This is a genomic window from Streptomyces sp. NPDC001889 (assembly GCF_053594535.1).
On sequence record NZ_JBSFER010000043.1, the window covers coordinates 19,149 to 35,559 of the forward strand.

Below are 16,411 nucleotides of genomic sequence, written 5' to 3' on the forward strand. Positions count from 1 at the left end.
GCCGGGGCTCGCGAGCCCCGGCACCGCGCCTCGCCGCGTTGTCGCCGGTCGCCGGCGCTCCGCGTGGGCTCCCTCCTCCGCCTCGCGATCCACGGCACCGGACCCCGCTCACCGATCCGGCCCGATCCGGAAGAAACTCCCTAGGAGGTACCGGCCGGGGGCCCTCCGAGCACCGGCATGAACTTGACGCATTTCTTCTGCGCCGCCTTGTACTCGGGGGTGTTCAGGTCGATTCCCATGAACATCCCTCCCTCGTCCGGCTCGGGGAAGTCCGGCTGTCCGCTCTCCCGCATACAGGCGACATATTTCGACGCGTCGATCTTGGGCGCGTCCGGTGGCCTGCTCTGCTTCTGGCCGATGGGCGGAGCCTGCTTTCGGCAGGCTTCCTCGGCTTTCTTGAACTCCGGGGTGTTGACGTCTATCCCGGAGGACGCCTCAAGCCTGATCGAGCCATTGCTCTGCGGCAGCGGGAACTTCTCCACTCCCTGTTCGCGGAGGCACGTGGAGAAGGCCAGATTCGCCACGTATTTCTCGTTGTCCTCCTTGCTGGAGGGCGAGGCCGCGCTGCCCGTGCCGCTCTTCCCCTCGTCGGACGAGCCGGCCGAGTCGAACGCGAACGCCAGCCCGGCGACCACGAGGGCGACGGCCAGCCCCGAACCCACGCCCACCGCGACGGCGAGGCGTAACTGCTTCTTGCGCTCGGTGCCCTGTCCCTCTGCGGAACCCACCCTGTCGTCCATTTACACTCCCCTGTCCTCAAGTCGTGCGGAAATCAGTCGTCCGATTTCCGCGAGGGGCGTCGGCTTCATCATTCCGTCGTGATCGGAGGTGATCGTGACGCTCTCCACGATCCCATCCACATAGGGTGTCCAACTGTCCGGAGACCCGGTCGGCTGTCCTGTGGCCGGATGCCCTTCGGAAGCGATGAAGAGCATCAGGTCACCCCGGTAGAGCCGGGGCGTGAACGCGTGCAGCAGCCGGACATTGTGCGCGTTGACCTCGTGGATCTCACGGAGCATCCGCGCATTCCTCCTCGCTGCTCCGGCGCCGTCGCCCGGCGCGGGCTCGGGCGTGTCCGCACCGGCCGGATAGCCGTCCAGGCTGACCAGCAGGGCCACCTCCTCCCCCTGGTCCTGGAGGTGGGTCGCCACGGCCTGCGCCGCGGTCCCGCCGAACGACCAGCCGAGCAGGTGGTACGGCCCGGCCGGCTGAACGGCACGGATGCGGTCGGCGTACTCCGCCGCCATCTCCTCCAGCGTGCCGGGGCTCCGCTCGTCGGAGCCGAAGCCGTGCGCCTGGAGTCCGTACACGGGCCGGTCCGCCGGCAGATGGTCGGCGAGGCCGGTGTAGCACCAGCTCAGCCCGGTGCTGGGGTGGATGCAGAACAGCGGGGGCCGGTCGCCGCCGGCCCTGATGGGCAGGACGAGTCCGGTGTCGTCGGCGCCCGCGCCGCCGGTCAGCGACCGGGCGACCGCCTCCACGGTGGGAGCCCCGATCAGGGCCCGGATGCTGACCTCCGCGTTGAGCACCGCACGGATGAGGGCGATGAGCCGCATCGCGACGAGGGAGTCTCCGCCGAGGTCGAAGAACGAGACATCGGCGCCGGCCTGTTCCAGTCCGAGCACCTCGGCGAAGAGCCCGCAGAGCGCCTCTTCCGTGGGTGTCCGGGGGTCCCGCCCGGCCAGCTTGGTGGTGTCCGGCGCGGGCAGCGCGGCCCGGTTCAGCTTGCCGTTGACGGTGACCGGCAGGGCGTCCAGGACGACCACGGCCGCCGGAACCATGTAGTCGGGCAGCCGCTGTGCCGTGTACGCCCTGAGCCGGGGTGTGTCGATCGTGGCCGACCCACCGGGTACGACATAGGCGACCAGCCGCTTGGCGCCGGGCCGGTCCTCGCGGACGACCACCGCGGCCTGGCCGACCGTCTCGTGCGAGGCGATCACGGCCTCGATCTCACCCGGCTCGACCCGGAAACCACGGATCTTCACCTGCTCGTCCGCCCGGCCCGCGAAGGCGAGCTGTCCGTCGGGAAGCCAGCGGACCAGGTCGCCGGTGCGGTACATCCGGCCGCCGTAGGGGCTCGCCACGAACCGCTCGGCGGTCAGCCCCGGACGGTCCAGATAGCCGCGGGCGAGCCCCGGACCCGATACGTACAGCTCCCCCGCGACCCCCACCGGAACCGGCTGGAGGAAACCGTCCAGGACATACGCCCGGGTGTTGGGAAGCGGACCGCCGATCGGGACCGGACCGCCCTCGCCGACCGGTGTCATGGCCCCGCTCAGCGATGCCATCACCGTCACCTCGGTGGGGCCGTAGGCGTTGACCAGCCGCAGACGCGGCGCCCACCGCTCGACCAGGGCCGGCGGTGACGCCTCACCTCCGACGACCAGGGTCACCACGCTGTCCGGGAGCTGCGCCACCGGTGCCAGCAGCGACGGCGGCACCAGCATGTGGGTGACCCCGAACCGGCCCGTCACCTCCTCCAGCGACCCGTGCGGCGGCAGGCTCTCCGCGTCGGCGACCACGAGGGCGGCTCCCGACAGCAGTGCCGTGCACAGCTCCCACACGGAGGCGTCGAAGCTCAGCGAGGCCAGTTGCAGGACCCGGGAGCCCGCCCCCACGTCCAGGGCCGCGATCTGGGCCGCCAGCAGGTTCCCGATGCCCCGGTGGGTGACCACCACCCCCTTGGGCCGGCCCGTGGAACCGGATGTGTAGATCACATACGCCGTGTCGTCAGGTCCGGCGCGATCGGCTCCGACGGTGCCGGCGGACGGCCGGTCCACGGTGTCCGCGAGGGTGTTGAATCTCCAGTGGGCCACTCCGTCGGGCACGATGGGCGCGGTCTCGTCGGAGCAGACGACGAGGGCCGGGGAGGAGTCCCGGAGCATGTACCCGATCCGCTCGACCGGATAGGCCGGGTCGACCGGTACGAAACCGGCTCCCGCCTTCGCCACACCCAGCAGCACCGCCACCAGCTCCGGCGACCGCTCCAGCAGCACCCCGACCAGATCACCACGCCCCACACCACGACCCGCGAGCGTCCGCGCCACCCGATCCGCCGCCGCGTCCACCTCGGCATACGACCACTCACGATCCGCGCCAACGACCGCGACCGCACCGGGCGAACGCACCACCTGAGCCTCGAACAGCTCCGCCAGCGACCCGCTCTCCACCGCACGAGCCGTCTCGTTCCACCCGGACACCACCCGGACGCGCTCGGCCTCGTCCAGCACCGCGATCTCACTCAGCCGCACCGAAGGATCAGCCGCCACCTGCTCCAGCACCCGCACCAACCGCTCCGACAACGCCCGCGCCGTTCCCGCGTCGAAAAGATCCACCGCGTAGAGGAGTGCGCCGATCATGCCCGCCGGGCTGCCCTCGTCGTCGCGGTGCTCGTTCAGATCGAGCGCGAGATCCACCCGGGCCGACGCGGTGTCCGACGCGGGTGCGAGCGGGCTGACCTCGATGTCCGGGAGGTCCCAGAGCTTTCCGCGCTCGCGCTGGGCGCCCTGCACGGAGAGGGTGACCTGGAAGAGCGGGTTGCGGCCCATGGAGCGGGCCGGGTTGAGGTCGTCCACCAGCCGTTCGAAGGGCAGGTCCTGGTGGGCGTAGGCGGCGAGGTCGGTCTCGCGGACCCGCGCCAGCAGCTCGCTGAAGGTCGGGTTCTCCGTCAGATCCGTCCGCAGCACCAGCGTGTTGACGAAGAAACCCGCCAGATCATCCAGCGCCGCGTCCCCGCGCCCCGCCACCGCCGCACCGATCGGAACATCGTCCCCCGCACCCAGCCGCGACAGCATCGCCGCCATCGCCGCGTGCACCACCATGAACATCGTCGCCCCACCACGCTGCGCCAGCTCCACCAGCCGCGCATGAGCCCGCGCACCCACCCGCACCTCGGCCGTCCCGCCGCGGAACGTCGACACCGCCGGCCGCCGCCGGTCCACCGGCAGCACCAACTCCTCCGGCGCACCCGACAGAGCGTCCCGCCAGTACGCGAGCTGGGCGTTGATCAGACTCTCCTCGTCGTCGAGGTCGCCCAGTTCGCCGCGCTGCCAGAGCGCGTAGTCCGCGTACTGGACCGGCAGCGGCTCCCAGCCGGGCGCCGTGCCCTCGCGGCGGGCCCCGTAGGCAGCCCGCAGATCGCGGGTGAGCACGCCCATGGACCAGCCGTCGGACGCCACATGGTGCACGACGATCAGCAGGACGTACTCAGCGGGACCCGTCACCAGCAGCCAGGTCCGCCACGGCAGATCGACGCTCAGATCGAAGCCGCGCAGCGAGTGTTCGGCGAGGGCCGCGTCGAGGTCGTCCTCACCGGTCTCCACGACCTCCAGCCGGGGGCGGCCCGCCGCGCCTTCCAGGATGTGCTGGCGGGGGACACCGGCCGTCTCGGGGAAGACCGTCCGCAGGCTCTCGTGCCGGTCGGCGATGTCCCCGATCGCGGCCTCCAGCGCCGCGACATCCAGCTCGCCGGAGATCCGCAGGGTCATCGGCAGGTTGTAGCCCGCGCCCTCGCCGACGCCCTCCAGCCGGTTGAGGAACCACATCCGCTGCTGCGCGTACGACAGCGGCAGCACATCCGGCCGCTCCTGCCGGGTCAGGGCGGTACGGGTCCTGGTCTCCGTGCCGTCGATGAGCCGGGCGACCCCGGCGACGGTCGGCGCGGTGAACAGATCCCGGATGCTCACCTCGGCGGCCAGCTCCGAACGAATCCGGGAGACCAGCCGCATCGCGAGCAGCGAGTCACCGCCCAGGTCGAACCAGGAGGCGTCGGCGCCGACCCGGTCCAGTCCGAGGATCTCGGCGAACAGCCCGGCCATGGAGTGTTCCGTCGCGGTCCCGGGCTCCCGGCCGCCGGACAGCGCCTCGAAATCGGGCGCCGGCAGCGCGGCCCGGTCCAGTTTGCCGTTGACGGTGACCGGCAGGGCGTCCAGGACGACGACCGCCGCCGGAACGAGGTGGTCGGGCAGCCGGTCACCGGTGAACTCGCGGAGCGCCGAGGCGTCCGGACCGCCGTCCTGCGTGTCGCCGGCCGGGACCACATAGGCGACCAGCCGCCTGTCCCCCGGCCGGTCCTCGCGGACGATCACCGCGGCCTGGCCGACCGTCTCGTGCGAGGCGATCACGGCCTCGATCTCACCCGGCTCGACCCGGAAACCACGGATCTTCACCTGCTCGTCCGCCCGGCCCGCGAAGGCGAGCTGTCCGTCGGGAAGCCAGCGGACCAGGTCGCCGGTGCGGTACATCCGGCCGCCGTAGGGGCTCGCCACGAACCGCTCGGCGGTCAGCCCCGGACGGTCCAGATAGCCGCGGGCGAGCCCCGGACCCGATACGTACAGCTCCCCCGCGACCCCCACCGGAACCGGCTGGAGGAAACCGTCCAGGACATACGCCCGGGTGTTGGGAAGCGGACCACCGATCGGGACCGGGCTCTCGTCGCCCGCCGGGGAGAGCGCCCCGGTCATCGAGGCGCAGACCGTCACCTCCGTCGGACCGTAGGCATTGACCAGTCCGCGGCCCCGCGACCACCGCTCGACCAGCGACGGCGGGCACACCTCACCCGCCACGACCAGCGTCGACACACTCGCCGGCAGCTCACCCACCGGCGCGAGCACCGAGGGCGGCACCGTCACATGGGTCACGCCGAACCGCTCGGCCGTCTCCTCCAGCGACCCGTGCGGCGGCAGGCTCCCCGTATCGGGCACCACGAGGGCGGCTCCCGACAGCAGCGCCATGCACAGCTCCCACACGGAGGCGTCGAAGCTCAGTGACGACAGTTGCAGGACCCGGGACTCCGCTCCGACGTCCAGGGCCGCGATCTGGGCCGCCACCAGGTTCCCGATGCCCCGGTGGGTGACCACCACCCCCTTGGGCCGGCCCGTGGAACCGGATGTGTAGATCACATACGCCGTGTCGTCCAGGCCGGTCCTCGCGGCCGGGACCGGCCGGCCGGGGTGATCGGCCACGCCGCCGAGGCTGTCGAGACCGTCGAAGACCCACCGCGGCACATCCGAAGGAACCGTCCGCGCCGTGCTGTCCGAGCAGACGACGAGGGCCGGGGAGGAGTCCCGGAGCATGTACCCGATCCGCTCGACCGGATAGGCCGGGTCGACCGGTACGAAACCGGCTCCCGCCTTCGCCACACCCAGCAGCACCGCCACCAGCTCCGGCGACCGCTCCAGCAGCACCCCGACCAGATCACCACGCCCCACACCACGACCCGCGAGCGTCCGCGCCACCCGATCCGCCGCCGCGTCCACCTCGGCATACGACCACTCACGATCCGCACCGACGACCGCGACCGCACCGGGCGAACGCACCACCTGAGCCTCGAACAGCTCCGCCAGCGACCCGCTCTCCACCGCACGAGCCGTCTCGTTCCACCCGGACACCACCCGGACGCGCTCGGCCTCGTCCAGCACCGCGATCTCACTCAGCCGCACCGAAGGATCAGCCGCCACCTGCTCCAGCACCCGCACCAACCGCTCCGACAACGCCCGCGCCGTCCCCGCGTCGAAAAGATCCACCGCGTACAGCAGCGTGCCCAGCATCCCGGACGGACCGCCGTCCCCGTCCCGGTGCTCGTTCAGATCGAGTGCCAGGTCCACCCGGGCGGAAGCGGCCTCGGCTCCGGCGGCCAGCGGGCTCGCGTCGAGCCCCGGCAGGTCCCAGAGCTTTCCGCCCTCCCGCTGGGCGCCCTGCACCGACAGCGAGACCTGGAACAGCGGGTTGCGGCCCATCGAACGGGCCGGGTTGAGCACATCGACCAGCCGCTCGAACGGCACATCCTGGTGGGCGTAGGCGGCGAGGTCGGTCTCCCGGACCCGCGCCAGCAGCTCGCTGAAGGTCGGGTTCTCCCTCAGATCCGTCCGCAGCACCAGCGTGTTGACGAAGAAACCCGCCAGATCATCCAGCGCCGCGTCCCCGCGCCCCGCCACCGCCGCACCGATCGGAACATCATCACCCGCACCCAGCCGCGACAGCATCGCCGCCATCGCCGCGTGCACCACCATGAACATCGTCGCCCCACCACGCTGCGCCAGCTCCACCAGCCGCGCATGAGCCCGCGCACCCACCCGCACCTCGGCCATGCCGCCGCGGAACGTCGACACCGCCGGCCGCCGCCGGTCCACCGGCAGCACCAACTCCTCCGGCGCACCCGACAGAGCATCCCGCCAGTACGCGAGCTGGCCGCTGACCAGGCTGTCCTCGTCGTCCAGCGCTCCGAGCACCTCGCGCTGCCAGAGCGCGTAGTCCGCGTACTGGACCGGCAGCGGCTCCCAGCCGGGCGCCGTGCCCTCGCGGCGGGCCGTGTAGGCGGTGCCGAGGTCACGCGTCAGCACGCCCATGGACCAGCCGTCGGACGCCACATGGTGCACGACGATCAGCAGGACGTACTCAGCGGGACCCGTCACAAGCAGCCGGACCCGCCACGGCAGATCGACGCTCAGATCGAAGCGGCGTCCGCCATGAGCGGCGAGCGCGTCCTGAAGCCCGCTCTCGTCCGTCTCGACGACGATCAGCGGCGGACGGCCGGCCTCCCCGGTGAGGATGTGCTGACGCGGCGCGCCGTCGGTCTCCGGGAAGACGGTCCGCAGACTCTCGTGCCGGTCGGCCACATCGCCGATGGCCGCCTCCAGCGCCGCCACATCCAGTTCGCCGGAGAGCCTGAGCGCGATCGGCATGTTGTAGCCGGCGCCCTCTCCGGCTCCCTCCAGCCGGTTGAGGAACCACATCCGCTGCTGCGCGTACGACAGCGGCAGCACATCCGGCCGTTCCCGCCGGGTCAGGGCGATCCGGGTCTCCCCGTCGGTCCCGTCGATGAGACCGGCCAGACCGGCCACGGTGGCGGCGGTGAAGAGATCCCGGATGCTCACCTCGGTGTCGAGGACGGCGCGGACCCGGGAGATCAGCCGCATCGCGAGGAGCGAGTCACCGCCCAGATCGAAGAAGGATGCCTCGGCGCCCACGTCGTCGAGTCCCAGCACTTCGGCGAAGAGCCCGCACAGCACCTCCTCCATCAGGGTCGCCGGGCCCCGGCCCTGACGTGCCGCGACCTCGGGGACGGGCAGCGCGGACCGGTTCAGCTTGCCGTTGACGGTCAGCGGCAGCGCGTCGAGGAGAACGATCGCGGCCGGGACCATGTACTCGGGCAGCCGGTCTCCGGCGTGCCGCTTCAGCGCGTCGGTGTCGACGGCCTCCGCGGCCGGGACGACATAGGCGACCAGGCGCTTGTCTCCCGGCCGGTCCTCGCGGACGACCACCGCGACCTGGCCGACCGTCTCGTGCGAAGCGATCACGGCCTCGATCTCACCCGGCTCGACACGGAAGCCACGGATCTTCACCTGCTCATCCGCCCGGCCGGCGAAGAGGAGCTGCCCGTCGACGGTCCACCGGGCGAGGTCGCCCGAGCGGTACATCCGACCGCCATACGGGTTGGCCACGAACCGCTCAGCGGTCAGATCCGGGCGGCCGACGTAGCCCCGGGCCAGACCGTCACCGGCCACATACAGCTCGCCGGTGACGCCCACGGGTACGGGCTGGAGGAAACCGTCCAGGACAAGGACGCGGGCGTTGCCGATCGGGGCGCCGATGGCCGGAGGCTGATCCTCCGGACCCATCGCCGGGTCCAGCGGCACAGCAGTGGTGATCACGGTCGCCTCAGTCGGACCGTACGTATTCCACACCCGCGACCCCGCCAGCCACCGGCTCGCCAGATCAGCGTTCAACCGCTCCGCACCCAGCACCCAGTTCCGCACACCCGACACCGCACCCGGATCCAGCACACCCAGCAGCGACGGCACCACACTGGCGACTTCCACCCCGGCGGTACGGATCATCTCCGCCAGCGCCTCCGGCTCCCTCCGCTCCTCACTCGACGCGATAGCGAGCGTCCCACCGGCACCCAGCGTGACCGCGACATCGAGAACCGCCGCGTCGAAGCTGAAGGAGGCGAACTGAAGGGCGACGACACCCTCGTCGACACCGAGCACGGGGCGCATCACCTGGGCGAGGTTCGCCACCCCGCCGTGGGCGACCGCCACACCCTTCGGACGGCCCGTCGAACCCGACGTATAGATCACATACGCCAACTGCTCCGGACCCACCACCGTGTCGAGCGGCTCCGAGGACTGAGCGGCGATCGCGTCCGCAGCACCATCCAGGAACAGTACGGGCGTATCGGGCCCGGGTACCTCGATGCCGGCCGTGGCCAGGACCACCGAGGCACCACTGTCGGAGATCATGTACGCGAGGCGGTCCTCCGGATGCTCCGGGTCGAGTGGCACATACGCGCCACCGGCCTTCCACACCGCCAGCAGCGCCACCACCATGTCGACCCCGCGCGGCAGGCACAGACCCACCACACACTCCCGACCCACACCCAGGGCGACCAGATACCGGGCCAGCCGGTTCGCACGCGCCTCCAACTCCCCGTACGACAGCACTTCCGGTCCGCACCGCACCGCCGGGGCGTCCGGCACCCGCGCGACCTGTCCCGCGAAGTGGTCGAGCACCGTGCCGTCGTCGATCGGCTGTGCGGTGTCGTTCCACTCGGACACGACCTGGCTCCGCTCGGTCTCCTCCAGGACCTCGATCCGGCTGAGGAGGGCGTCCGGGTTCCGCGTCATCTGCTCCAGCAGACGCAGCAGCCGGCCGAGGAGCCCTTGGGCCTCGTCGGCGGTGAACAGGTCCGGGCGGTAGGTCAGGCGCATGCTCAGACCACCGATCGGCCCCGCCACGAGCCCCAGCGGGAAGTTGATCGACTCCCGAATCCCCGATTCGAACACCCGCAGTCCGCCCGGTCCGGGCATCGGGGAATCGGTCTCCGGGGGAGCCTCCTGGTTACCGCCCGATGGGAAGTTCTCGAAGGCCATGATGGTGTCGAAGACGGCACCCGGACCGGCCAGCCGCTGGATGTCGCTGAGGCTGAGGTACTGGTAGTCCATGAGCACGGACTGCTCGGCCTGAAGCCCGGCCAGCATCCCCGCCACGGTCTGCGCCGGGTCGAACCGGACGCGCACCGGAACGGTGTTGATGAACAGCCCGAGCATGTTCTCCATGCCCGGCAGCTCGGCGGGCCGGCCCGCCACACTCGCGCCGAAGACGACGTCCCGGCGGCCCGTGAGCTTTCCGATGAGCAGCGCCCAGGCCGCCTGCACCACGGTGTTCAGGGTGATCCCCTGATCGCGGACCAGTTCGCGCAGGGCCTCGTCCAGCGCGGGATCGGCGTCGCCGAGCACCACTTCGCCGTGGACGAGTTCGGCGTCCCGCTCCACGGGAGCGATCAGCGTGGGCTCCTCGGCGTCGGCCAGCGCGTCGCGCCAGGCTTCGCGGGCCGCGTCGCGGTCCTGCCGGGAGAGCCATTCGAGATAGTCGCGGAACGGAGTCACCGCGGGCAGACCACTCGTACTGCCGCCGGCCTCGTACGCCGTCCAGAGCTCCTGCATCAGGATCGGCAGCGACCAGCCGTCCAGCGCGATGTGGTGCAGCGTGATCATCATCCGGTAGCGGTCGGCTCCCAGGCTGACGAGGGTCACCTTGACCAGCGGCGGCGCGGCGAGGTCGAAGCGGCGGGAGCGTTCCTCGATTCCCACCCGGTCGGCCTCGGCTGCCGCTTCCTCGGCCGAGAGACCGGAGAGGTCCTCCTGCCGCCAGGGCATGGTGACCTTCGCGGCGACGACCTGGACCGGTTGGTCGACGCCCGGGAGTTGCCGGAAGCCGGCCCGGAGGCTGGCGTGCCGGTCGAGCAGTGCCTGCCAGGCCGCGCGGAGGGCCACCGGGTCCAGCGGTCCTTCGAGGCCCAGGTCGAGCTGCTCGACATAGACATCCGTGCCCTGCTCGTCGAAGAGCGCGTGGAAGAGCAGACCTTCCTGGAGAGGCGAGACGGGGAGCACCTCCACCAATCCCGGAACCTCCGCCTCCAGCTCCTCGATCCGCGCCTGGTCCAGCGACACCAGCGAGAAGTCCGAGGGCGTGTGACCAGCCGTACTGCCCGACCCCGTGGTGTGCGTGACCAGCCCGGCCAGCATCGCCGCCCAGCCGTCCAGCAGCCGGGAGACCGCCTCCTCCTCCCACAGGTGCTCGGGCCAGAGCAGCGACAGAGTCAGCTCGGGACCCTCCGGCAGATCACGCACCACACCCATGACCTCCAGCGCGTGCATGACCGGATAGTCACCGCCCAGACTGACGTCTCCGCCGTCGCGGGGCGGGGCCCATCCCGACTGGGCTCCCTTGCCGGGGGTCGCGGGGGTGGCGGAGAAGCGGCCGAGGTAGTTGAAGCCGATCTGTGCCGGGGGCAGTGCCGCCAGCTCGGGCGCGGCCTCCGGATTGAGATGACGCAGAATGCCGTAGCCCAGACCATCACCGGGGACGGCGCGGATCTGCTCCTTCACCCGCTTGAACACCCGCCCGGCGGCAGCGCCGCCCTCCCGGACCTCCGCAGGGTCAATGGAGCCGGCGTCGAGCCGTACCGGGTGGCTGCTGGTGAACCAGCCCACCGTCCGGGAGAGGTCGTCGCTGTCGGAGAGAGGTACGCGGCCGTGACCCTCCAGATCCACCAGGAGACCGCCCGCGGCGGCTCCCCGGTCGCGCCGCCACTCGGCGACAGCCGCCGCGAGTCCGGTCATCAGCACATCGTCGATGCCCGCGTGGAACGCGGTCGGGACGCTGGTCAACAGCTCGGACGTGATCTCGATGGGCACCCGTACCGACGACTCGCGCAGGGTCGCCTGGACATCGCGCTCCGGATCGACCGGCTCGTCGGTGAGAAGCGGATCGGGGCCCTGGAGGAACTCCACCCACTGGGGAACCTCAGCCAGCCGCTCCGCACCGGTCGCCTGGGCCGCCAGCTCGCGCGCCCAGTGCCGGAAGGACGTTGGTACGGGCTCCAGCGCGGCATCGCGCCCGGCTGCCAGCTCCTCGTACGCCTCGGCGAGGTCCGGCAGCAGCACCCGCAAGGACACCGTGTCCAGGACGAGGTGATGGACGATCAGCAGAAGCCGGCCGGGGGTGTCCGGTCCGAGGTCGAACCAGACCAGCTGGGTCATCACACCGTCCCACGGGTCCAGCCCCTGGATGGCCGCCTTCATCTCCTCACCGATCACACGGTTGCGCGCCTCGCGCTCCAGCCCGGCCGCCTCCACCCGGCGGAGAAGCCGGTCGGCGGGGACCTGGCCCGGCTCGGGCACCACGAGGTGACGGCTCCGGCCCCCGGTGCCGTCGACCAGCCGGGCACGCAGGATGTCGTGGTGATCGACCAGAGTCTGGACCGCGTCCGACAGGACCGCGAAGTCCAGACCCACCGGGGTCTCCACCATCGCGGACAGCACCACCTGGCCCAGCTTCTCCGGACCGACCCGGTCGATCACCTCATGCATCACCGGAGTGAGCGGAATCTCGCCGACCCCCGGCTCCCCGCCACCCGACACCGCACCCTCGCCCACCGCAGCCGCCACCACGGCCAGACCCTCCGGCGTCTGACGCTCGAAGACCTGACGGGCGGTGATGACGAGACCCGCGCGGCGAGCACTCGACACCAGCAGCATCGACATGATCGAGTCGCCGCCCAGCTCGAAGAACGAACCGTCAGCACTCACCTGCTCCACGCCGAGAACCTCGGCGAACAGGGCACACAGCCGTTCCTCTGTCGGTGTCGCGGGGGCCCGGCCGCCGCTCTCCCCCGACGACTCAGGAGCCGGCAGCGCGGCCCTGTCGAGCTTGCCGTTGACGGTCAGCGGCAGCGCGTCGAGGAGAACGATCGCGGCCGGGACCATGTACTCGGGCAGCCGGTCTCCGGCGTGCCGCTTCAGCGCGTCGGTGTCGACGGCCTCCGCGGCCGGGACGACATAGGCGACCAGGCGCTTGTCTCCCGGCCGGTCCTCGCGGACGACCACCGCGACCTGGCCGACCGTCTCGTGCGAAGCGATCACAGCTTCGATCTCACCCGGCTCGACCCGGAAGCCACGGATCTTCACCTGCTCATCCGCCCGGCCCGCGAAGAGGAGCTGCCCGTCGACGGTCCACCGGGCCAGGTCACCCGAGCGGTACATCCGGCCGCCATACGGGTTCGCGACGAACCGCTCAGCGGTCAGATCCGGCCGGCCGACATAGCCCCGGGCCAGACCGGCACCCGCCACATACAGCTCGCCGGTGACGCCCACGGGTACGGGCTGGAGGAAATCGTCCAGCACGAACACCCGGGCGTTGCCGATCGGGGCGCCGATGGCCGGAGGCTGATCCTCCGGACCCATCGCCGGATCGAGCGGTACAGCGGTGGTGATCACGGTCGCCTCAGTCGGACCGTACGTATTCCACACCCGGGCCCCCGCCAGCCACCGGCTCGCCAGATCAGCGTTCAACCGCTCCGCACCCAGCACCCAGTTCCGCACACCCGACACCGCACCCGGATCCAGCACACCCAGCAGCGACGGCACCACACTGGCAACCTCGACACCGGCGGCACGGATCATCTCCGCCAGCGCCTCCGGCTCCCTCCGCTCCTCACTCGTAGCGATGGCGAGCGTCCCACCCGCACCCAGCGTCACCGCCACATCCAGCACAGCCGCATCGAAGCTGAAGGAGGCGAACTGAAGCGCCACCACCCCTTCCGCCACGCCCAGCACGGGACGCATCACCTGTGCGAGGTTCGCCACCCCGCCATGCGCCACCGCCACACCCTTCGGACGGCCCGTCGAACCCGACGTATAGATCACATACGCCAACTGCTCCGGACCCACCACCGTGTCGAGCGGCTCCGAGGACTGAGCGGCGATCGCGTCCCCAGCACCATCCAGGAACAGTACGGGCGTATCGGGCCCGGGTACCTCGATGCCGGCCGTGGCCAGGACCACCGAGGCACCGCTGTTGGAGATCATGTACGCGAGACGGTCCGCCGGATAGTCCGGGTCGAGTGGCACATACGCGCCACCGGCCTTCCACACCGCCAGCAGCGCCACCACCATGTCGACCCCGCGCGGCAGGCACAGACCCACCACACACTCCCGGCCCACACCCAGGTCGCTCAGATGGCGGGCCAGCCGGTTCGCACGCGCCTCCAACTCCCCGTACGACAGCACCTCCGACCCACACCGCACCGCCGCGACATCGGGCGCGGTCTCCACCCTCGCCGCGAACAGGCCGAGGACCGTTTCGGCCTCCGGCGCCTCGTGGGTGTCGTTCCAGTCGGTGACGACCTGGGCGCGGTCGGTCTCGTCCAGTACCTCGATCCGGCTCAGTCTGGTTCCGGGGTCGGCCGCGACCTGTTCCAGCACATGGCCCAGGCGACGGGCGAGTCCGCGCACGGTCTCCTCGTCGAAGATGTCCGTGGCGTAGAGGATTCCCCCGCCGATACCGGCCGGCGCTCCGTCGTCGTCCCGCTGTTCGACCAGCGTGACGGAGAGGTCGAACCGGGCTGCCAGCTCCGAGGCGGGAGGCAGGGGGCCGACGTCGAGGCCGGGGAGTTCCCAGCGGGCCTCCGGTACGTTCTGGAGGGCCAGCATCACCTGGAAGAGCGGGTTGCGGGAGAGTGTCCGGACCGGGCTCAGTACATCCACCAGCCGCTCGAACGGCACATCCTGATGGCCGTATGCTCCGAGGTCGGTTTCGCGGACCCGTGCCAGCAGCTCGGTGAAGGTCGGGTCCCCGCTCAGATCCGCGCGCAGCACCAGCGTATTGACGAAGAAGCCCGCCAGGTCGTCCAGCGCGGCGTCCCCGCGACCGGCGATCGGGGTTCCGATGGGAATGTCGTCCCCGGAACCCATCCGCGACAGCAGCATGGCCACCGCGGCATGCATGACCATGAACATCGTCGCCCGGCCACGCCCCGCGACCTCCACCAGACCGGCGTGCGCGTCGGCGCCCACCCTGAGCGGCACCGAGTGTCCCTGGAAGGACGGTATCGAGGGCCTCGGCCGGTCGGTGGGGAGCACCAGCTCTTCAGGAGCGCCCTCCAGGGCCTCACGCCAGTGGTTGATCTGGCTGCTGATGAGGCTGTCGGGGTCGTCGAGGTCGCCGAGGACCTCGCGCTGCCAGAGCGCGTAGTCCGCGTACTGGACCGGCAGCGGCTCCCAGCCGGGTGTCCGGCCTTCCCTGCGCGCGGTGTAGGCGGTCCCCAGGTCGCGGGAGAGGGCGCCCATCGACCAGCCGTCGACCGCGATGTGATGCGCCACGATCAGCAGCACATACTCCGAAGGACCGGTGACGAACAGCCACGTCCGCCACGGCAGATCGACGCTGACGTCGAATCCCCGTGCCGAGTGGACGGTGAGGACGTTCTGGAGCTCGCTCTCGTCCGTCTCGATGATCGTCAGCGGCGGCCGTCCGGCGGGACCCTCCAGGATGTGCTGGCGCGGGGCGCCGTCGGTCTCGGGGAAGACGGTCCGCAGGCTCTCGTGCCGGTCGGCGATGTCGCTGATCGCGGCCTCCAGCGCCGCGACATCCAGATCGCCGGACATACGCAGGGTCAGTGGGAGGTTGTAGGCCGCGTCGGCGCCCGAGTCGGTCTCCTCCAGGCGGTTCAGGAACCACATCCGCTGCTGGGCGTACGAGAGGGGTACGACGTCCGGCCGGGGCCGGGGTGTCAGAGCGATACGGGTGTCCCCGTCCGTCTCGTCGATCAGTGCGGCCAGGCCGGCGACCGTCCCGGCGGAGAAGAGGTCGCGAATGCTGACCTCGGTGTCGAGGACGGCGCGAACGCGGGCGATGAGGCGCATGGCGAGGAGGGAGTCGCCGCCGAGGTCGAAGAACGACACCTCGGCCCCGACCCGGTCCAGACCCAGCACCTCGGCGAACAGCCCGCACAGGACCTCCTCCACCGGGGTCGCCGGGCCCCGGCCGCCCGCCCGCACCGCGAACTCCGGCACCGGCAGCGCCGCACGGTCCAGCTTCCCGTTCACATTCAGCGGCAGCCCGTCCAGCACCACCACCGCCGACGGAACCATGAACTCCGGCAGCCGGTCACCGACAAACGACTTCAACAACGACGAATCCACAACGCTGCCGGCCGCGGGCACCACATACGCCACCAGCCGCTTGTCCCCCGGCCGGTCCTCCCGCACGATCACCGCGACCTGGCCCACCGACCCGTGCGAGGCGAGCACCGCCTCGATCTCACCCGGCTCCACCCGGAACCCGCGAATCTTCACCTGCGCGTCCGCCCGGCCCGCGAACACCACCTCACCGTCCGCGGTCCACCGGGCCAAGTCCCCCGTCCGGTACATCCGACCCCCATACGGGCAGGCCACAAACCGCTCCGCGGTCAGCCCCGGACGCCCCGCATACCCCCGCGCCAGACCCGCACCCGCCACATACAACTCACCCGTCACACCCACCGGCACCGGCTGAAGGAAACCGTCCAGCACGAACAACCGCGTATTGTCCATCGGCCGCCCGATCGGCAGCACCCCACCCGCCACCA

At 71.1% G+C, this 16,411-nt stretch carries 2 protein-coding genes; both read right to left on the bottom strand.

The window, feature by feature from the left end; translation table 11 throughout:
- Positions 1 to 140 precede the first annotated feature (140 nt).
- Entirely contained in the window at positions 141 to 740 is a 600-nt protein-coding gene (locus ACWCRA_RS33920) for a hypothetical protein (protein ID WP_351559943.1), read from the bottom strand.
- Positions 741 to 16,411 (bottom strand): amino acid adenylation domain-containing protein (locus ACWCRA_RS33925; RefSeq protein ID WP_451069365.1); only part of this gene is annotated, 15,671 nt, incomplete at its 5' end. It abuts the gene before it with no gap.